Raw genomic sequence first — 18729 nt, forward strand, 5'->3', positions numbered from 1 at the left:
CCGCATCATCGGCCCCGCATCATCGGCCGCCTTTTTCATAGCTGGCTATGGCAACCCAATTAATAATTATTCAAATCAATTCATGTAACCGTTTCGTTCGGGGACACAATTTCCATTTTAAAGGTTTGCCATGGCGTTTCTAGGTATTTCGGGGATGCAATATTCCGGAGAAATGTTTGCCGGCGCGCGCATTATCCTCGCTGAAGATTCCAATGTCTTCACGTCGATGATCGGAAAGCGCCTGAAGGAGCTCTTCGATATCGATGTCGAGATCTGCCGCAGCTTCGAAGAGTTGCAGCTTTCCTACGACAAATCTTCTGATCCGATTACGCTCGCGATCTCCAACATCAACCTGCCGGGCGCCGAAAACGGCGAGGCGCTGGAATATCTGGTCGATCTGTCGATCCCGACGATCGTCTTTACCGGCACGTTCCAGGAAGGCATGCGCGACAAGCTGCTCGCCAAGGATATCGTCGACTACATCCTCAAGGACAATATCTTTGCCGTCGACCTGCTGGCGGAATCGATCTGCCGCTTCCTGACGAACCACCGTCATCACGTGCTGATCGTCGACGACAGCGCCACGGCCCGGGCGCTGCTTTCCAGCCGCCTGAAGCGCTATAATTTCCGCGTCAGCACCGCCGAGAGCGGCGCCAAGGCGTTGGAGATCCTCAAGGCCAACCGCGATATCGGCCTTATGGTCACCGACTACAACATGCCCGATATCGATGGCTTCGAGCTGACGCGCCGCATCCGCGCCTCGATCGGCTCGCATGAGCTGCGCATCATCGGCGTTTCCTCCTCTTCCAACCGGCTGCTTTCGGCACGGTTCCTGAAGGCCGGCGGCAACGACTTCATGCTGCGTCCGTTCATCGACGAGGAGTTCTACTGCCGCGTCAACCAGAACCTGGATACGCTCCTGCAGATCCAGTCGATGCGCAAGGAGCGGGCGGTTGCCTGACCCTGCCGCAAAGATCGAGTACGGGCAAACGCCCCTACGTGATCGGTCTACACCGGAAAGATATGACGGAGGCTCACATTTCTGCAATCGCAGGTGTAGCTTCCGTCGTTTTCCCCTTCACGGGAGGGGAGGCCTCGGTTATCGTCCCGCACGCTGCAAGAGGGGGCGAGTCGACCCCCATGGGCGTGCGGAGGGATAGGTAGCTGTGACATTCCAGGGGGATTTTCAGCGGGAGAATGCAGGTCCTCGGTTTGGAGGAATTCGCATACTTCTGGTTGAGGATTCCCGGATGTTTTCCGCTGTGCTCTGCCATCGGTTCCAGACCGAGCTCAACCTCAGTGTTGTCTGCTGTTCCTCGCTGAAGGCGCTGCGCGAAGAGCTCTCGCAGGACGGCCAAGGCTACAGCGTAGCCGTCGTCGACCTGAACCTGCCTGACGCACCCTATGGCGAGGCGCTCGACTGCACGATCGAGCACGATATTCCGGCCATCGTCTTTACCGCGACCTTCGATCTCAATACCCGCGCCCGCATCCTCGAGCGGAATGTCATTGACTATGTGCTGAAGGACAACGAATTCGCGCTCGACAATCTGGTCGCGACGGTGCGCCGGGCGATCATGAACCGCAAGACGCGGGTGCTTGTCGTCGACGACGTTTCATCGGCACGCCAGGTGCTGGTCGATCTCCTGAAAGCCCAGCAATATATGGTCGTCGAAGCCAGTTCCGGGCTCGAGGCGATTGCGGCACTCGAGGCCTACAGCGATATCGAGCTCGTCGTCACCGATCATCATATGCCCGATATGAGCGGCTATGAGCTGACGCGGCGCATCCGCCACCGGTTCGGCTCTGACAAGCTGCGCGTCATCGGCGTTTCCTCCTCGAACGACCGCATGCTGTCGGCAAGTTTCCTGAAGGCCGGGGCCAGCGACTTCGTCTACCGGCCGTTCGTCGCCGAAGAGCTGCAGTGCCGCATTGCCAACAATGTCGAGACGCTGACGCAGATGAAGCAACTGCGCGCGGCGGCGGCCTGCGATTATCTGACCGGGCTTTATAACCGGCGCTATTTCTACGATAACGGCCCGAAGCTGGTGAACGAGTGCCTGCGGCTGAAAATGTCGAGCGCGGTCGCCATTCTCGACATCGACCACTTCAAGCGGCTGAACGACACTTATGGCCATGAGATCGGCGACAAGGTGCTGAAGGCTGTCGCAGACAGACTGCGGACGATCTTCGAAGGCAGCGACAATCTTCTCTCGCGCCTCGGCGGCGAGGAATTCGCCATTCTCTTCCCGCTGATGGATTCGCTGGCGGCCACCAAGCTCTGCGATGAGATCCGCTCGGATATTTCCCGCCTCAGAGTGACGGCCGACGATGAGGAGCTGGCGGTGACGGTGTCGATCGGCGTCGCCGAGATCACCGGTTACGAGACCTTCGAGAACTATCTGAACGCGGCAGACCAGTTCCTTTACATGGCCAAGCACAAGGGCCGGAATTTGGTCTATTCCGATGCCAAGATGACGGAAGAGGCGGCGCAGTAGGGGGCGCTTGCAGTTCTCTTCGTCGTCATCCCCGGGCTCGTCCCGAGCATGACGGGAGAAGCGGGCCGGCTTGTCAAAACGATAAAGGCGGCCCAGTCGGCCGCCTATCTCGTTTCTCTCAAGCCGCAACTGCCTGCTGGCGGGCTGTCGCCATGGTCATCTTGCGATCGGCGCGCTCCTGCTGCGGTGAGCGCTGGTAGAGTTCGCGATAACACTTGGAGAAGTGCGAGGCGGAGACGAAACCGCAGGCGACGGCGACTTCGACGACCGGCATGGAGGACTGCACCAGCAGGTGGCGGGCGCGGTCGAGGCGGATCTCCAGATAGTAGCGGGCTGGGGAGCGGCCCATTTCCTGGCGGAAGAGGCGTTCGATCTGGCGGCGTGACAGGCCGGCGCCTTCGGCGATCTCCAGGAGCGACAGCGGTTCGGCGAGATTGCCTTMCATCAGCTCGATGATCGACAGCACCTTGGCGTTCTGGACACCGAGGCGGGCGCGCAGCGGCAGGCGCTGGCGGTCATGCGGGTTGCGCACGCGATCGGTCAGGTGCTGCTCACAGATACGGTTGACGAGGCTTTCGCCGAAATCCTCGCCGACGAGGTTCAGCATCATGTCCAGCGATGCCGTGCCGCCGGCGCAGGTGTAGAGATTGTTGTCGATCTCGTAGAGGTCGGCATAGACCTCGACCTGCGGGAAGGCTTCGGAGAAGCCCGGCAGGTTTTCCCAGTGGATCGCGCAGCGCTTGCCGTTCAGGAGACCTGCCTGGGCAAGCACATGCGCGCCCGTACAGAGCGAACCGACGGCGACGCCTCGATTGTAGGATTCGCGCAGCCAGGCATTGACGGATTTATGGTTGAAAGTCTCGACATCGATGCCGGAACAGACGAGCACCATGCCCGGCCGGTTTTCGCCGCCGAGATGGCGGCGCTCTTCGGCGAGCGATGAATTGGCCTCCACGCCGATGCCGCAGGAGGAATAGACCTTTTCGCCGTCGACGGAACTCAGGCGCCACGTATAGGCCTGATAGCCAAGCATGCGGTTTGCGATGCGCAGGGTATCCACGGCCGCTGCAAAGGGCAGCATGGTGAATTGCGGGACCATGAAGAAGACTACGGAACGTTTCTTGAGCTGCATCTTGTTCATTGGAAAATCCATGCTCGAGGGCGACTGCATATTGGTCGCGTGGAATGCGTCGTTCCGATGTTCCAAAAGCGACACTGGCATGGATAAATGCGGCTAGGAAGAGCAAATCTGCGACATCAGCAGTGATTTGCGGCGCGAGCAGAGAAAATGGCCTCGATGCTGCGTTGTGGTCTTGTGAAATTCACTGGAGAGTAGGTGGGCGGCGGAGATGAAAAAGGCGGTGCTGCGTTGGGACAGACACCGCCTTCAGCTTGGGAGGTATGTCGTATTCATTACATGGTGCATTCATGAGCCCTGTCTTTAGTGAGCTCTGTCTTTGCCGGTCTCGTCGGCGCTCGGCCAGCCGATATCCTTGCGGATGTCGAGGGGCATGGATTCGATCTGGCGTTCCGTCTGCCACCGGCGCCATGCGCGCACGAGCTTGTCGGCATAGAAACCGAACGAAGAATGTCTGCTGTAGGATGAAAGGTCCTTGCCGCCATCCCTGTAAGTCAACGAGGTCATTGCCGTTTCCTTTCCTTGCTGGATCCGGGATTCCCGTGTCCTTGAAGTGAAATATGCGCTTGCGGGACTCATCATTCAAACGAATAGATTTTATGAGTACCATAAGCGATTTTGAACTATCACCGCTCCTCGTCGAGAGCGGGCAGGGCGCATATATCGGCCGCGATGTGCGATGGATATTGCTTCATTTCCTGCCTGATCTTTTCACGTGCAGCCACCCGAAACAGGCGCGCACGGAATGCGAAGAAAGCCTGGAGGATGTTGAAGCCTGCTATTTGCGACATGATCGGCCTCCTTTTTCTTCAGCCTCATCGTCACAACTAAAATATAGGTACTGAGGCTGGTTCAAACAAATGAAATGAACTGGCTCTTAGGTTCAGAGAAATTGAAAGATGGTAGGGCCGTGCCCATGGCTGTGAAGGACTGCATTCGGCAGCTCTTCAAGCCTGATGGCGACATGCAAAGGGGGTAAGCGGATGTGCAGGCGACCTATGTGCAGGCCGTCAGATGACCATCTGTTCACCAAGCTCCACCACGCGGTTGCTGGGAAGCTGGAAATAATCTGAGGGATCTATGGCGAAGCCCGCCATGGCGATGAAGAGCCGGTCCTGCCAGGCCGGAAGACCGGTATTCGGATCCCCGACGAGCTTGCGCCTGCCGACATAGAACGAGGTCGACATGATCTCGAAATCAAAGCCCGCCTTGCGGCAGAGCGGCAGGGCCTTGGAAACGTCCTGGTCCTCCATGAAGCCGAACAGGAGCTGGATCTTGATGAAGCGCTCCGACAGCTTTTCGATCGTCACCCGATCCGTTTCCGACACATAGGGCCGCGGCGCGGTCTTCACGTTGAGGATGACGTTGCGCGCGTGCAGGACGCGATTGTGCTTCAGATTGTGCAGGAGCACGCCGGGCGTCATGTCGGGAAGGCTGGTCAGGAAGATCGCCGTGCCGGGGACCTGAGCGGGAGCGTGATCCGATTTTCGTTCGATCGACGCAAGAAATTGCATCAGGGGTATGTCGTTGCTTGCGGACTTCTGGCGCACTAGCTTGGTTCCCTTCCTCCAGGTCCACATCATCACCATGAGCGCGCCGGCGATCAGCACGGGAACGTAGCCGCCGTCGTGGATCTTCAGGAGGTTCGCGCCGAGAAAGATGCTTTCAAGCAGGAGGAGCGGCAGGAGTGCGGCGAGCGCCGTGAGCACGTTCCATCCCCAGACGACGCGGAGAAACTGGAAGGACAGGATCGTGGTGACGACCATCGCACCCGTGACCGAAATTCCGTAGGCCGTGGCAAGGGCCTCTGACGAACCGAAGGCGAAGATCAGGGCAAGCACGCCAAGCAGCAGCGCCATATTGACCGCCGGTACATAGATCTGGCCGGTATTGGAGGCGGAGGTGAAGCAGATCTCCAGCCGCGGCAGGAAACCGAGATGGATTGCCTGACGGGCTAGCGAGAACGCCCCGGTGATGACGGCCTGGCTGGCGATGATCGTGGCAGCCGTGGCAAGGATGACCACGGGAAGGATCGCCCATTCCGGAAACATCAGGAAGAACGGATCAGACGCGGCCTGCGGGTTGGCGAGCACAAGCGCGCCCTGGCCGAGATAGTTGAGGAGCAGCGAGGGGAAGACCACAGCGAACCAAGCGACCTGGATCGGCTTCCTGCCGAAATGCCCTAGATCGGCATAGAGCGCCTCCGCGCCTGTTACGGTCAGGAAGACGGCGCCGAGGACCACGAGGCCGATGAGGCCCGCATGGGTGATGAAATCGAAGGCGTAGAGGGGATTGAGTGCTGCGAAGATCGCGGGGTCGTCGGCGATGTGGGCAAGCCCGGCAAGGCCCATCACGAGGAACCACAGGAGCGTTATCGGGCCGAAGAGTTTTGACACGGAGGCCGTGCCGACCGACTGCACCAGGAACAGGAGCAGCATGATCGCGACGGCGATCGGCAGGATGTATGGCGTGAAGACCGGAGTGACGAGCTTCAACCCTTCGAGCGCCGACAGCACGGAGAGCGCAGGCGTGATCATCGCGTCGCCGATGAAAAGCGCGGCACCGATGATCCCTGCGAAGAAAAAGACGGTGGCGTGCCGGCTGGTTTTCTTCATGAGGAGGGCCAGCAGGGAAAGGGTCCCGCCTTCGCCCTCATTGTCCGCCCTCAGCAGAAACAGCACGTATTTGAACGTGACGATGATCGTCAGCGTCCAGATCATCAGCGAGATCAGGCCGATAACTTCCTGTGGGGTGACGCCGTCATGGGCGAAGGGCCGTAGCGCTTCGCGGAAGGCATAGAGCGGGCTCGTTCCGATATCTCCATAGACCACTCCAACCGCCCCGAGCAGGAGGGCCGCAAACTTTTGTTGGCCTGCATGAGACCGGTCTGCGTCGTGGGCGGTGGCTGACATGGAGATCCTTTGATTGTTGTCCGGCCTTGATCGTCGTTCGGAATGAAGGATATGGGGCGCAAGGCTGAGAATGGCACGTCGAGTCGCGGTGAGCGGCCGTCAGACCGCTCGCATTGCGGCCCTGATCGTGGCGATCATGTTTCCGCCCGCGCATCGTTCTTCGCCAGCGCGCTGACGAGAAGCTTGTCGACGCGCCGCCCGTCGAGGTCGATCACCTCGAATTTCCAGTCGTTCTTGACGAAGGTCTCGCCAAGCTCGGGCAGGTGCTTCAGTTCTTCCAGGACGAGACCGGCGACGGTCTGATATTCGACGTCTGCGTCAACAGGGAAATTCATGAATTCCGAAAACTCGTCGATCGGCGTCCATCCGGAAACCAGGTAGGAGCCGTCGTCGCGTCGCTTGATCGCCGGTTCCTCGCCGGAGGCCGCGTCGCCGAAAACGCCCATGATGGATTCAAGGATGTCGCCTGACGTGATGACACCTTCGAAGTGGCCATATTCGTCAAAAACCAGAACCATATGCTGCGACGACTTCCTGATGGATTCGATCACCGAGGAGGCGGGAGCGAGATCCGAGATGATCGGAACATCCCGTACCAGCGTCATGATGTCKACCGTCCGGTTGGCTTCAAGGGCATCGTAATAGTCCTTGACGGCGAGAACGCCGAGAACCTCGTCGGAGCTGCCCTTGCGTGCCGGCAGTCGCGTTCGCGATGTCGACTGAATGGTCTTGCGAATCTCCTCGGCGGTATCTTCGATATCGACGAGCTCGACATCGCGCCGCGGCGTCATGAGCGCGCGCGCCGTTCTGTCGGCAAGACGCATGACGCCGGTGATCATGGCGGACTCGCCGATTTCGATCACGCCGGCGCTCTGGGCTTCCGCGAGAACCGTCTTGATCTCCTCATCGGTGACGCCATCGCTGTTCCTTCCCGACTGGCCGAGCAGGGCGAGAACGAGTTTGCCCGAGCCGTCGAGCAGCCAGACGAGCGGCAATGCGGCCTTCGACAGGTAGGTCATCGTCGGCGCGACCCTGGCGGCGACCGCTTCCGGCGCGCGAAGGGCCACCTGCTTGGGCACCAGCTCGCCGATGATGAGGGAGAGATAGGTGATCGCCACGACGACCGTACCGACGCCAAGCCCATCCGCCCAGGCATCGGGAAGCCCCTGCGCCAGAAGCCAGGTGGAGAATCGCGCGCCGAGCGTGGCGCCCGAGAAGGCACCTGACAGGACGCCGACGAGGGTGATGCCGATCTGAACCGTCGACAGGAAACGGCCGGGATCCTCGGCGAGGTGCAGGGCCAGTCGCGCTCCTCTGCTTCCCTGGTCTGCCATAACCCTGAGGCGTGCCGGGCGGGCGGAGACGATCGCGAGCTCCGACATGGCAAGGACGCCGTTGAGAATGGTGAGAAGGACGACGATGGCTATTTCGGTAAACAAACTTTGGCCTGTTTTGATGACAACGATCCGTCGAAACTATGCGATCTCGCTTCGCTTTGCGATAGTTGCCGTCGAAGATCGAGCTCTTCAGGCAAGATAATTGTGGCGGGACTTCCTACAGCCGGCGCAACCGGAGAACCGCACGACGGCATCTTCCGGAAACGGAGCTTCATGTAATCCGCTGCTTATAAACCGCCTCTTAAGGATCTATTGACCATAATGAAGGCTTAACGCCGCCGCGTATGCGGTGCCTGTGATGTTTTCGTGTCTCGCACCAAGGACGAAGCCTGTGTCCCTTCATCAAGCCATCGCCGCCATTCCAGCGACCGCGTCTGCGTGGTTTCTGTCTGTCGTCGCCTATCGCGTGGCGATCGTTGCGGCCTTCGTTTTTGCTGTCATTGCCGGATCGAGCGAGGCAGCGGCAGAGGACAGGGCGCTGAAGCTCTACTTCACGCATACGGGCGAGCGTGCGACGATCGTCTTCAAGCGCAACGGCAAGTTCGACCAGCGCGGCCTCAACCAGATCAACCGCTTCCTGCGCGACTGGCGGCGCAATGAACCGGCCAGGATGGATCCGCGGCTGCTCGATCTCGTCTGGGAGGTCTATCGCAAGAGCGGGGCGAAGGAGGCAATCCACGTCGTCTCGGCCTACCGCTCGCCTGCCACCAACAACATGCTGCGCAACCGCTCGCGCAATACCGGTGTCGCCAAGCGCAGCCAGCACATGCTCGGCAAGGCGATGGATTTCTATATTCCCGGCGTCAAGCTCACGACGCTGCGCGGGCTTGCCATGCAGATGCAAGTCGGCGGTGTGGGCTATTACCCGACATCGGGTTCCCCCTTCGTGCATCTCGATGTCGGCAATGTGCGCGCCTGGCCGCGCATGTCGCGCCAGGAGCTGGCGCGGCTTTTCCCCGACGGACGCACGATCCACCTGCCGGCGGACGGTCGGCCGCTTCCGGGCTATCAGGTGGCGCTTGCCGACCGCAAGAAGGGTATCCGCTCCGCGCCGATCGAGATTGCCGCAAGCGAGGATGAGGAGGACGATGCGCCTGTAACGCCAAAGCCAGCGGCACCGACCCTGCTGACCGCACGCGCACCAGCACCTGCGAAGGCACCTGATCCCGTCGTGACCGGAAGCCTTGTCACCGCCATGCTGCCGACGCCGCAGAAGCGGGCCGAGATCGGACTGGCGCCGCAGCTTGCCAAGCCCGAGGACAAGGCAGTTGCCGACCGGGCCTTTGCCGATCTTGCCTCGCTTACTGTTCCGCTGCCAGTGCTGCGGCCTGTTGAAATCGAGGCCGTGGAGAGCGAAACGCCCGCACCTGTACCCGCGGTTGCCGCTGCGCTGGCATCCGTCCAGCCGGCCCCGGCCGATTTCACGCGCTTCGTTGTCGGTCGCAAGCCCGCCAATACCTCAGATATCGCCGACCGGTTGACTCATCCCGCACCGACGGCTGAGCAGATCGCCGTGTTGCCGGTTTCCGCGTCGGAGCATGTCTCGGGTGGCGTCGGGGARATGTCCGCACGAGCGCTGATTGCCTGGGCAGTGCGGTCGCCAGAAGCGTCGGTCGGACTTACGGCGCCTGCTATGGTCGGCAATACCTATCCGAAGGCTGTCGGCGGGGGCAGGACGGTTGCTTCAGGTGCGGCGGGAAAGAGTTTCAAGACCAACCGTTTCGGTACTGAGGGCTAAAGTGTCATCGATCCGATCCCTTGGGGTCGGATTGACTTTCAATCAAATGCAATGATAATGCCTCATCATTCAGAAAAATTGAAAGATGTGAGGATGACAATCCCGTTTCGCCGTCCCATTCCGCTGCTCGACAATGATGTGCTGCGCACCTTCGTAGCCATTGCAGAGACCGGTAATTTTTCGACTGCCGCCGAAACCGTCTTCCGCACGCCGTCGGCCGTTTCCATGCAGATCAAGAAGCTCGAGGAACAGCTTGGTGTCACGCTGTTTCGCCGCGATGCGCGCTCGGTGACGCTGACGCAGCATGGCGAAATGCTGCTGTCCTATGCACGCAACATCCTGGCGCTCTCCAACGAGGCAGTATCGCGCTTCATCATGCCTGAGCTCAGCGGCGTGGTGCGGCTCGGCGCGCCCGAGGATATCGGCGAGCGGCTGCTGCCGCAGATACTGAAGAGTTTTGCACAGATCTATCCGGGTATCATGGTCGACGTGACGATCGACATGAGCATAGGCCTGAAGAAGCGGATGGAGGAGCAACGCCTCGATCTCGCTCTCATCAACTGCGCCACGCGGCCTTTCCCGACCAATGGTGAGGTCGTCTATCGCGAACGGCTCGTCTGGGCGGGCGCCAAGTGCGGTTCGGCGCATCGGCGCGATCCGCTGCCGATCTCGATCTGGGAAGACGGCTGCATCTGGCGGCAGGAAGCGATCTCCCAGCTGGAGCGCAACAAGCGGCCTTATCGCGTCGCCTATCTCAGCGCCCACACCATGGCGCAGCGCGCCGCCGTGGTCTCCGATCTCGCCATCGCGCCGCTGCCACTCTCCTATGTCAGCGAGGATATGGCAATCCTCGGCATCCAGGAAGGGCTGCCGGAATTGGGCTCTTTCGACATCCAGCTGCTCACCGCATCGCAGATGACGGGGCCGATCGAAACGGTCGCCGACAGCATCCGCGCATCCTTCGCCGAAAGGTCGAAAGCGGCGGCTGCCTGATTTCTTTTAGCCGGTGAACTTTTCGCTCACGAATGCGTTATCCCGCCCGGACGGCATTGGCCGTTCGGGGTTGATTTCACAAAAGGATTTCGCACATGACGACCACGGGTAAAATCGCAGCCGCCTTTATGGTCCTTCTTGCACTTTCTTCCTGCGCCAATACGATCCGCGGCGTCGGCAGGGATACGGCAAGTGCCGTCAACGCAACGCAGGATGCCGGCCGCAGTGTCGATCGCGCAGCGAAGAGATAAACAGGTTCAGATTTTCGAAGTCGGATAAGCTTTTTCCAGCCCGCCGGATCGGGTCAGCCCGGTCCGGAATGCGGCATAGGCAGGGTGCTGGCTGGAGCGTGCCGCTTCCATGAGCCTGATCTGCAGACGGTCGGGCCCAGCTTCACCGATCCACTTGCCGAGAGTTTCGAGCTTCAGCGAGTTGAGAAGGCGCGAGGCGGAGGCGACATCGAGATGCCGATACAGGCCAGCGAGCAGGTTATCGTCCTGCGCCGGGTTTTCCATCAGCAGCGACAGATAGGATTTATCGGTTTCCGAGAGCGCCGCGAGTTTTTCCGCGACGGTATCGCGATCGGGGAAGGGCACCGTGCCAGTCATGACGAATCGTCCAGTCCTTGTTGTCAGCAAGGTTATAGACTGGCCTTGACCTCCTCGGCTACATCGACCGGAATCCATCGGCTCCAGAGTTCCTCATAATTCTGCAGGAAATAGAGGGCCGCACTTTCGTTGTCCTCACCGTTTTCATCCTGCCATGCCAGCCCTGGCTGATGGTCTCGTTATCCCAGCTGCGTGCCTTCAGACAGGTCATGACGGGGCCGGCGCGGTCAGCGAATGACCGGGTCATCAGCGTGAAGGCCTGCGACACCGGATAGGCGTTCATCCTGGGATTGGCGCAGCCCCGAACCGAGGTGCAGGCATTCCATTCGGCCGGATCATGCGTCACGCTGAAATCCAGGAGCTTCATAATTAGCCGACAAATCTCTCCGCCGTTTCAGGTGCCAATCGCCCGGCGGAGATCACGGTTCTCCGGCCTCTCCTGTTTGCGGCGCCGTTCGTCTGGTTTCCGGTGGCTCGTCGCCGGCCATTTCTATCGATGGCTCATGGTAAGCAAAGCTACGGATCTGCTTCAAGAAATCATCCGTCTTTCGGGTTCCATCTGTAACTAAATTATTGAATCCGAAGGACTTATGGCTGCGCTCATGAATGTTCCACCTGGATTCGATCAGCGGGAATGCACGCTCACGGCCAGGGCTGAAGCGGTTCCGGATGAGAAAAATTCGGAAAAGTTCAAAAAAAGTCGAATTTTGCCTCTGGGCGGGCCTTCAATAACCATCCGGTAAGAATGTGCCGTTATCTGTTGATGCGTGGCGGGGACAACCGCTGCTTTTCCGGATCAGGTACTGCGTCCCGGGAAAAGCGAGCTTCATCGTGTAAGGGTGAAGACGCMAGCGTTTACGGCAAACCGCATTGGGCTTCATGGCTCGATCGCGGTTTTCGCATTTTCRGGCCTCGGTTGACCGTCCGCCCGCCGGCATTGTAGGCCTGCCTGGAAGCGTTCACGGATAGAGTTATGACCAGAGCCATCATGCTGCAGGGAACCGGCTCGGATGTCGGCAAGACGGTGCTGGTGGCGGGGCTTTGCCGGCTGGCGGCCAATCGCGGGCTGAAGGTGCGGCCGTTCAAGCCGCAAAACATKTCTAACAATGCGGCAGTTTCCGACGACGGCGGCGAGATCGGCCGGGCGCAATGGCTGCAATCGCTCGCAGCACGCACGCCATCCTCCGTGCATATGAACCCGGTGCTCTTGAAACCGCAGTCCGAGAATGGCAGCCAGATCATCGTGCAGGGCAGGGTGTTCGGGCAGGCGAAGGGGCGCGATTATCAGCGGCTGAAGCCGCAGCTTCTGGCCTCTGTGCTGGAGAGTTTCGGCAAGGTGTCCGAGGGTGCGGACCTCGTCATCGTCGAGGGTGCGGGTTCGCCGGCCGAAATCAATCTCAGGGCCGGCGATATTGCCAATATGGGCTTTGCGACGCGGGCGAATGTGCCTGTTGTCCTCGTCGGCGATATCGACCGCGGCGGGGTGATCGCCTCGCTCGTCGGCACCCATGCGATCCTCAGCGAGGAAGATCGCAGGATGATCTCGGGTTACATCATCAACAAGTTTCGCGGCGACGTTTCGCTGTTTGACGACGGTATCCGCTCTATCGAAGGTTTTACCGGTTGGCCGTGCTTCGGCGTCGTGCCCTGGCTGAAGGCGGCGGGGCGACTGCCGGCCGAGGATTCCGTCGTGCTGGAGCGGCTGGCGAAAGGGGCGGCGGGCGCGCTGAAGATTGCCGTGCCGGTGCTGCCGCGCATTGCCAATTTCGACGATCTCGATCCGCTTCGGGCCGAGCCCGATGTCGAGCTTGTCTTCGTGCGGGCAGGCGAGCGGCTGCCCGATGATGCGGGGCTCGTCATCCTTCCCGGTTCGAAATCGACGATATCGGATCTCGCCGATCTCCAGGCCCAGGGATGGGACCGCGACCTTGCCGCCCATGTCAGGCGCGGCGGCCGGGTGATCGGCATTTGCGGTGGCTATCAGATGCTCGGCCGCACTGTACGTGATCCGCTCGGCATCGAGGGAGCGACGACAGAAATCGAAGGGCTCGGCCTGCTCGATGTCGAGACGGAGATGGCGCCGGAGAAGACTGTGCGCAACAGCTCTGCCCATTCGGCGGAATATGACGTGCCGCTGTCAGGCTATCAGATTCATCTCGGCATCACGCGAGGGGAGGATTGTGCCCGCCCGGCGGCGATCGTGGAAGGATTGGCCGATGGTGCGGTTTCGGCCGACGGCCGGATCATGGGCACCTATCTGCATGGCCTCTTCGGCAGCGACGCCTACCGCACCCGGCTGCTTCAAAGCTTTGGCCTCTCAGGTGAAGGCGGTAATTATCGCGAGAGCGTCGACCGTGCGCTCGACGAGGTCGCAGGTGGCTTGGAGCAACATCTCCACCCGCACTGGCTTGCAGGGCTGCTCGGCTAGGTCGGATATGGCCTGCGTTCAGCGAAGACGCTCAGCTCTTGCCAAATTAGTTGACTGAGTCCATTAATTGTCGCTGCAACGCACCCAGTCGAGAGCGATAAAGATTATGAGCATACTGGATGGATTCTCGCTGGCGGGCCAGGTGGCGCTCGTGACCGGTGGCGGCCGCGGCCTGGGCTTCGAGATGGCACGCGCACTTGCCGAGGCCGGTGCGCACGTCATCGTCACCGGTCGCACGGCGGCGACGCTGGAAGATGCCGTAAGGATCATCCGYGCCGCTGGTGGCACGGCGCAGGCCGCCGCGTTCGACATCGCCGACCGAGAGGCCCAGCGCGGGCTGATGGCCGACATCGAAAAGACCCATGGCCGTCTCGATATCCTGATCAACAATGTCGGCGCCCGCGACAGGCGCCCGCTGGCCGAATTCGACGACGATGCCATCATCGAGCTGCTGCGCACCGATCTGGCCGCCGCGATAACGCTTTCGCGGGACGCAACCGTGCTGATGAAACGGCGCAATTACGGCCGCCTGATCGCGGTGACCTCGATCAGCGGCCATGTCGTAATGCCCGGCGACTGCGTCTATCCGGCGGCCAAGCAGGGCCTGACCGGCCTGATGCGCGCCATGGCGGTCGAATTCGGCCCGCATGGCATCACCAGCAACGCGATTGCGCCCGGCTGGTTCGCCACAGAGACGAATGCGGCGATGGCTGCAAACGAGGAATTGATGCCCTTCGTGCGCCAGCGCATCCCGGTCCAGCGCTGGGGCCGCCCAGACGAGATCGCCGGCGCGGCGCTGTTTCTTGCAAGCGGTGCCGCTTCCTTCGTCAACGGCCACGTGCTCACCGTCGACGGCGGCATGACGGTCAGGATGTGAGCGGAGATGCCTGCCTTCATTCCTGCGGCGTTTTTCATGGCTTCTCACCGGAGTGGGTGGAGGCCTGCTCGGGATGCGGTTCTTTCAGCGACGGCGGAGAGGTCCGGGCGAAGATATTGCCGAGATCGGTGAGGAAGGTCAGCAGCAGGTTGAATTCCGGCTCGCTGTAGGAGTCCAGGATCGCGGAGACCGGCTCGCTCTGCTCCTCGTAGAGCCGGGTGGCGCGTGCCGAGGCCTCGGGACAGGCAACCAGGACAAGGCGGCGTTTGTCGGTCTCGTCCCGTTGCCTGACGACAAAGCCGGTCGCCTCCAGCTTGTCGATCAGCCCGCTGACCGTCCCGATCTTCAATCCGACCTCGCGCGACAGGGCCGTCATCGACAGCGGTCCGAGTTTTTCCAACAGCCGGAAGCACTTGAATTCGGTGCTGGTCAAGCCCACCTGCTCGGCCACCTTCTGGTGGAACAGCCCGAGCCGGGCCGAAAACAGCTGGACCGTCGGAATGTAGCGCGCGAGGCGGTCAGTTGACTTTTTCGGCAAAACGTTTAGATCTCCGAACTAATTGTTTCGATATTCTAAGGAATCGTCAGCGTCATGTCGATACTCTCGCATGGCTGTTCGGCCCTTGTTACAGGCAGCGATCCATGAGCGCCTATTTCATTCTCGAAATCCATCCCGATATCAAAGATCAGGCGATCGATGATTATCTTGCATGCATATCGGCGGATATGACGTTCCATGGAGGCCGTGTCCGGTCTCCGGGCGGCAGGGTCCAACCGGTCCAGGGAAACCGGCAGATGAACAGGCTTCTGATCATCGAATTCCGCACCGCCTCCATTGCCCGGGAATGGTATGAGGAGGCGAGGCAGGCAAATGAAGGTGTCGCCAGGTATCGTTCTCTCTTCGCCTGCCCCGCGGTTATCGTTGCCGGGATGGATGGTTAGAAACATTGGCCTCGCAGCCATTGCCTGAGGTCGCAGCCCGGTTCGGCATTGCCGCCCATTCGCCCTATTTCCGACTATAGAATTGCACCGGCCCATGTGGAGGTTCCGAAATTAACGATCATATTCAGTGGCTTATAGACGAGGGAATCAGGAGCGAACATATCGGTGAGCTCATTGCCGGTTTGTGCGATCGGCTGATCGCGGATGGCTTTCCCATCTGGCGAGGCAGTATCGCGATGCCATCCATTCATCCCATGTATGCCGGCATCTCGGCCAATTTCGTGCGGGGCGGCGCGACCACCATCGAGAGGGCCGAATATGGCAGCGCGGCGCAGCTGAGCTTCGAGAAGACGCCGATCTATTATCTGTTGGGCCGAGGCGAAACGTTGGGGCGCTGGATCCTTGCCAAGGGGGAGGGTGTCGACGACTATCCGCAGCTTGCAGAATTCGCGCTTGGCGGCGGTACGGATCATCTGGTCAGCCTGCTGGAGTTTCCGAAGGAGGCCGCGTTGCGCGGGGTCAGCCTGTCCCTGACAAGCGACAGGCCGGGCGGATTTTCCAACGATCAGCTGACGATCATCGCAAAGCTTTTCCCGGCACTGGGGCTTGCCTGCTACCGCATCGCGGCATCGAGAACCGCCTCGGACATCCTTGCTGTCTATACAGGCGCTAAGACGAGTGCGCGCATCCTTGCGGGCGAGGTCCAGAGGGGAACGGGAGGCGCCATCAATGCCGCGATCCTGCTTGCTGACCTCAGAAACTTCACGGCGTTGACCGAAGTCTATCAACCCGGTGAGATCGCCGGGTTTCTGAACGAGCATTTCGAGCTGATCGGCCGCCATGTCGAGGAAAATTCCGGCGAGATCCTCAAGTTCATGGGCGACAGCGTATTGGCGATCTTTCCGACAGGCGGTGAAGACGGCGAGGATCCCGAGAAGGCCTGCATGGCTGCGCTCGCCTCGACCCGAAATGTTCTGGAGGCAAACGAGGCGCTCAATCGTCGGCGGATGCGCGAGGGCGGGCCTGATATCGGCGTCGACGTCGTCCTGCATCTCGGCGAGGTGTTTTACGGAAATGTCGGCGCTCGCGGCAGGCTTGATTTCACCGTGATCGGCAGGGCCGTCAACGAGGCCTCGCGGCTCGAGAAACTCTGCGGCGAACTCGGCCAGCCCCTTCTGATGTCGGAAAGCTTCGCGGCCGCCTGCGGTGTCGCCTGCGAACATCTGGGATCGTTCGAATTGCGCGGCGTTTCGAGGAGGGCGGACGTGTTCAAGCTCGCGGTACCTACTACGGCAGTGGCCTGAAATCGGAATCGATTTTCAGAAAGTTTGATGCGTAGCTCTAATGGCGGCGTGTTTCTGACTTCAGCGGCAAATGCCTCAGATCTCGCCTGAGACCTCACGACGGCGGCGGTCGAGTTCTTCGCTGTAGCGGCGCAGCGTGTGGCTTTCGCTGAGCTGGCCGATTACCTTGCGCTCGATGAGGTTGTTGACGACGGCAAGCGCTTCGCTTTCGGTCTTGTCGAAGATCGCAGCCGCCTGTTTGGCGTTCATCTGCGGCTGCAGGAAGTCGTTTTTATACCGGATAAAATCGGTCAGCTGCTGGGCTTCGTCCTGCGCGCTGGTGGGGTTGGCGTAGATTTCCGGTACCAGCACGAGGCCAGCATATTTGTCACCTTCTTCCACGAGGATGACGCGCTGCGTCGAGCCGATCGGGAAGGCCTGCTTGAATTCGTCCAGCGTTATTCCGGGTTTTGCCGTCTTCACGTCCGATCGCATCAGCTTGTCGACGGTCAGGTTGCGGATCCAGCCGACATCATGGGCACTGCGGATGCTTTCGCCGCGCAGATGAAAGCGCCATGTGGCGAAGGAATAGCCGAAGGTCGTGCGCACCACGAGCGAGGAGGTGATGACGGCGGCGAGCACCAAAGCGGTGATCGGAAAGTCGCCGGTGATCTCCAGCGCCAGGAAGGTCATGGTCAACGGCCCGCCGATGACGGCGACGGCCAGCGAACTCATGCCGACGACGGCATAGATAACCGGCGTCAGGCTTGCATCGGCGAAATAAGGAGCCGAGTAGGCGAAGAGCTTGCCAAGCAGCGCACCCATGAAAAGCGAGGCGAAGAACAGGCCGCCCCTGAAACCGGAGCCGATCGAGACGGCTGAGGCCACCGATTTCAGCAGAAACAGGCCGATGAGTGCCGGGATGGTGATCTCATGGGCGAGGTTCAGATGCAGCGCGCCGTGGCCGGCGGCCAGCACCTGCGGCGAGACCAGCGCCAGGAGGCCGACGACGATGCCGCCGAGCGCCGGGCGGAAGGGCAGTGCGATGGAGCTTTTGCGCGCCAGCTCCTCGACGAAGGATACGCCCTGCATGATGAGGATGCCGACGCCGGCGCAGACCGCGCCAAGCAGCAGCGCCGGAACGTAATCGGCCGGGGCGACCGCGCCGAAGCTGCCGACATCGATGATGAAATCGCTGCCGGAGAGCAGACGGGCGACCAGCGTAGCGACAAGAGCGGCGACGACGACAGGCGTCAGAGAGACGATCGTGTAGGTGCCGATGATGAGCTCGAAGGCATAGAAGGCGCCCGTCAGCGGCGCGTTGAAGGCGGCAGCGATAGCGCCCGCCGCACCGCAGCCGACGAGGACGCGCATGTCGGAGCGGCGCAACTGCAGCTTCAGCCCGAATTTCGAGGCGATGCCGGCGGCAAGCTGCGTATAGCCCGCTTCCAGCCCCACAGATGCGCCGAAACCATTGGAGACAAGATTCTGGATGGCGACGAGGATGCTGTCCGTCAGCGACAGGCGGCCGCCATGCAGCGCATTCGCCTCGATCGGGTCGACCATCGGCTTCTTGCGCCATCTGGCGAGAATGAAGATGAGCAGGCCGAGCAGCATGCCGCCGGCAACCGGGGCGGCCATCAGCAGGAACTTGTTGTCGATCTGCGAGGCGCTGAGCCTCGTCGTGCCGTCGATGCCGAAGATCAGCCTGTGCATCTCCTCCGAGACGTAGCTCATGGCGGTGACCGCAAGCCCCGAGGCGATACCGACGAGCGCGCCGGCAAAGACCATGCCCATTTCGCTATGTCGGACGAGCGCGCGCATGCGTCCCGGATCGAGGACTGTGCCAAGAGGGCCGAGGCGGCGGATATCCATTCGGGAGAGCATCATGGGGAAACTAGGCAGCAGGAGTGCA

General features: G+C 60.7%; 17 protein-coding genes and 1 pseudogene. 9 read left to right on the top strand and 9 right to left on the bottom strand.

What is annotated here, in order from left to right:
* Positions 1-130 precede the first annotated feature (130 nt).
* Both AC1DNW_RS16365 and AC1DNW_RS16370 read left to right on the top strand, forming a co-directional pair.
* Entirely contained in the window at positions 131-961 is an 831-nt protein-coding gene (locus tag AC1DNW_RS16365) for a response regulator (protein WP_113311138.1), read from the top strand.
* Positions 962-1166: 205 nt separating this feature from the next.
* Positions 1167-2498: a diguanylate cyclase gene (locus AC1DNW_RS16370; protein ID WP_113296723.1), complete on the top strand. Its 1332-nt coding sequence runs from the start codon at positions 1167-1169 to the stop codon at positions 2496-2498.
* Positions 2499-2616: 118 nt separating this feature from the next.
* On the opposite strand, the gene AC1DNW_RS16375 is transcribed toward AC1DNW_RS16370, so the two are convergent.
* From AC1DNW_RS16375 to AC1DNW_RS16395, 5 genes are all read right to left on the bottom strand, one after another.
* The gene (locus AC1DNW_RS16375) at positions 2617-3639 is read right to left on the bottom strand and encodes a GlxA family transcriptional regulator (protein WP_477853623.1); all 1023 of its coding nucleotides are present in this window, start codon (positions 3637-3639) and stop codon (positions 2617-2619) included.
* Between the two features lie 300 nt (positions 3640-3939).
* Positions 3940-4143: a hypothetical protein gene (locus AC1DNW_RS16380; RefSeq protein ID WP_113311137.1), complete on the bottom strand. Its 204-nt coding sequence runs from the start codon at positions 4141-4143 to the stop codon at positions 3940-3942.
* A 119-nt stretch (positions 4144-4262) separates the two neighbouring features.
* The gene (locus AC1DNW_RS16385) at positions 4263-4427 is read right to left on the bottom strand and encodes a hypothetical protein (RefSeq protein ID WP_477853625.1); all 165 of its coding nucleotides are present in this window, start codon (positions 4425-4427) and stop codon (positions 4263-4265) included.
* Between the two features lie 219 nt (positions 4428-4646).
* Positions 4647-6548 carry a potassium transporter Kup gene (locus AC1DNW_RS16390; RefSeq protein WP_113311136.1) on the bottom strand — a complete coding sequence of 634 codons (1902 nt, stop codon included), beginning with the start codon at positions 6546-6548 and terminating at the stop codon, positions 4647-4649.
* Between the two features lie 134 nt (positions 6549-6682).
* Entirely contained in the window at positions 6683-7987 is a 1305-nt protein-coding gene (locus AC1DNW_RS16395) for a hemolysin family protein (RefSeq protein ID WP_113296727.1), read from the bottom strand.
* A 289-nt stretch (positions 7988-8276) separates the two neighbouring features.
* Between AC1DNW_RS16395 and AC1DNW_RS16400 the strand changes: the two genes are divergently transcribed.
* From AC1DNW_RS16400 to AC1DNW_RS16410, 3 genes are all read left to right on the top strand, one after another.
* Complete coding sequence (locus AC1DNW_RS16400; protein ID WP_113311135.1) at positions 8277-9683, top strand: peptidoglycan L,D-endopeptidase MepK; 1407 nt, start codon at positions 8277-8279, stop codon at positions 9681-9683.
* A gap of 51 nt (positions 9684-9734) precedes the next feature.
* Positions 9735-10676, top strand: coding sequence for a LysR family transcriptional regulator (locus tag AC1DNW_RS16405; protein ID WP_477853627.1), 942 nt, complete (start codon positions 9735-9737; stop codon positions 10674-10676).
* A gap of 95 nt (positions 10677-10771) precedes the next feature.
* Positions 10772-10927, top strand: a complete 156-nt coding sequence (locus tag AC1DNW_RS16410) for an entericidin domain-containing protein (RefSeq protein WP_113296730.1) — start codon at positions 10772-10774, stop codon at positions 10925-10927.
* Between the two features lie 6 nt (positions 10928-10933).
* Here AC1DNW_RS16410 and AC1DNW_RS16415 read toward each other — a convergent pair whose 3' ends face one another.
* Positions 10934-11284 carry a hypothetical protein gene (locus tag AC1DNW_RS16415; RefSeq protein ID WP_113296731.1) on the bottom strand — a complete coding sequence of 117 codons (351 nt, stop codon included), beginning with the start codon at positions 11282-11284 and terminating at the stop codon, positions 10934-10936.
* 32 nt (positions 11285-11316) lie between these two features.
* Positions 11317-11651 (bottom strand): annotated as a pseudogene (locus AC1DNW_RS16420) (glycine betaine ABC transporter substrate-binding protein); the annotation flags it as partial.
* A 606-nt stretch (positions 11652-12257) separates the two neighbouring features.
* Between AC1DNW_RS16420 and AC1DNW_RS16425 the strand changes: the two are divergent.
* Positions 12258-13712 carry a cobyric acid synthase gene (locus tag AC1DNW_RS16425; RefSeq protein WP_477853628.1) on the top strand — a complete coding sequence of 485 codons (1455 nt, stop codon included), beginning with the start codon at positions 12258-12260 and terminating at the stop codon, positions 13710-13712.
* A 106-nt stretch (positions 13713-13818) separates the two neighbouring features.
* Complete coding sequence (locus tag AC1DNW_RS16430) at positions 13819-14589, top strand: SDR family oxidoreductase (protein WP_113296733.1); 771 nt, start codon at positions 13819-13821, stop codon at positions 14587-14589.
* A gap of 34 nt (positions 14590-14623) precedes the next feature.
* Here the strand turns inward: AC1DNW_RS16430 and AC1DNW_RS16435 are convergent, their stop codons facing one another.
* Positions 14624-15127, bottom strand: coding sequence for a MarR family winged helix-turn-helix transcriptional regulator (locus AC1DNW_RS16435; protein ID WP_113311133.1), 504 nt, complete (start codon positions 15125-15127; stop codon positions 14624-14626).
* 104 nt (positions 15128-15231) lie between these two features.
* Here AC1DNW_RS16435 and AC1DNW_RS16440 point away from each other — a divergent pair, with 104 nt between their 5' ends.
* Positions 15232-15531: a DUF1330 domain-containing protein gene (locus AC1DNW_RS16440; RefSeq protein WP_113296735.1), complete on the top strand. Its 300-nt coding sequence runs from the start codon at positions 15232-15234 to the stop codon at positions 15529-15531.
* A 236-nt stretch (positions 15532-15767) separates the two neighbouring features.
* Complete coding sequence (locus AC1DNW_RS16445) at positions 15768-16835, top strand: adenylate/guanylate cyclase domain-containing protein (protein ID WP_477853631.1); 1068 nt, start codon at positions 15768-15770, stop codon at positions 16833-16835.
* 75 nt (positions 16836-16910) lie between these two features.
* Here the strand turns inward: AC1DNW_RS16445 and AC1DNW_RS16450 are convergent, their stop codons facing one another.
* The gene (locus AC1DNW_RS16450) at positions 16911-18701 is read right to left on the bottom strand and encodes a chloride channel protein (RefSeq protein WP_113311180.1); all 1791 of its coding nucleotides are present in this window, start codon (positions 18699-18701) and stop codon (positions 16911-16913) included.
* Positions 18702-18729 lie beyond the last annotated feature (28 nt).

The sequence above is a fragment of the Rhizobium sp. 05L429 genome (assembly GCF_056397645.1).

Coding starts and splice junctions, on each gene's coding strand:
- AC1DNW_RS16365 (WP_113311138.1), top strand. CDS start 131: ATGGCGTTTCTAGGTATTTCGGGGATGCAATATTCCGGAGAAATGTTT.
- AC1DNW_RS16380 (WP_113311137.1), bottom strand. CDS start 4,143: ATGACCTCGTTGACTTACAGGGATGGCGGCAAGGACCTTTCATCCTAC.
- AC1DNW_RS16385 (WP_477853625.1), bottom strand. CDS start 4,427: ATGTCGCAAATAGCAGGCTTCAACATCCTCCAGGCTTTCTTCGCATTC.
- AC1DNW_RS16390 (WP_113311136.1), bottom strand. CDS start 6,548: ATGTCAGCCACCGCCCACGACGCAGACCGGTCTCATGCAGGCCAACAA.
- AC1DNW_RS16405 (WP_477853627.1), top strand. CDS start 9,735: ATGATAATGCCTCATCATTCAGAAAAATTGAAAGATGTGAGGATGACA.
- AC1DNW_RS16410 (WP_113296730.1), top strand. CDS start 10,772: ATGACGACCACGGGTAAAATCGCAGCCGCCTTTATGGTCCTTCTTGCA.
- AC1DNW_RS16415 (WP_113296731.1), bottom strand. CDS start 11,284: ATGACTGGCACGGTGCCCTTCCCCGATCGCGATACCGTCGCGGAAAAA.
- AC1DNW_RS16440 (WP_113296735.1), top strand. CDS start 15,232: ATGAGCGCCTATTTCATTCTCGAAATCCATCCCGATATCAAAGATCAG.
- AC1DNW_RS16445 (WP_477853631.1), top strand. CDS start 15,768: ATGCCATCCATTCATCCCATGTATGCCGGCATCTCGGCCAATTTCGTG.
- AC1DNW_RS16450 (WP_113311180.1), bottom strand. CDS start 18,701: ATGCTCTCCCGAATGGATATCCGCCGCCTCGGCCCTCTTGGCACAGTC.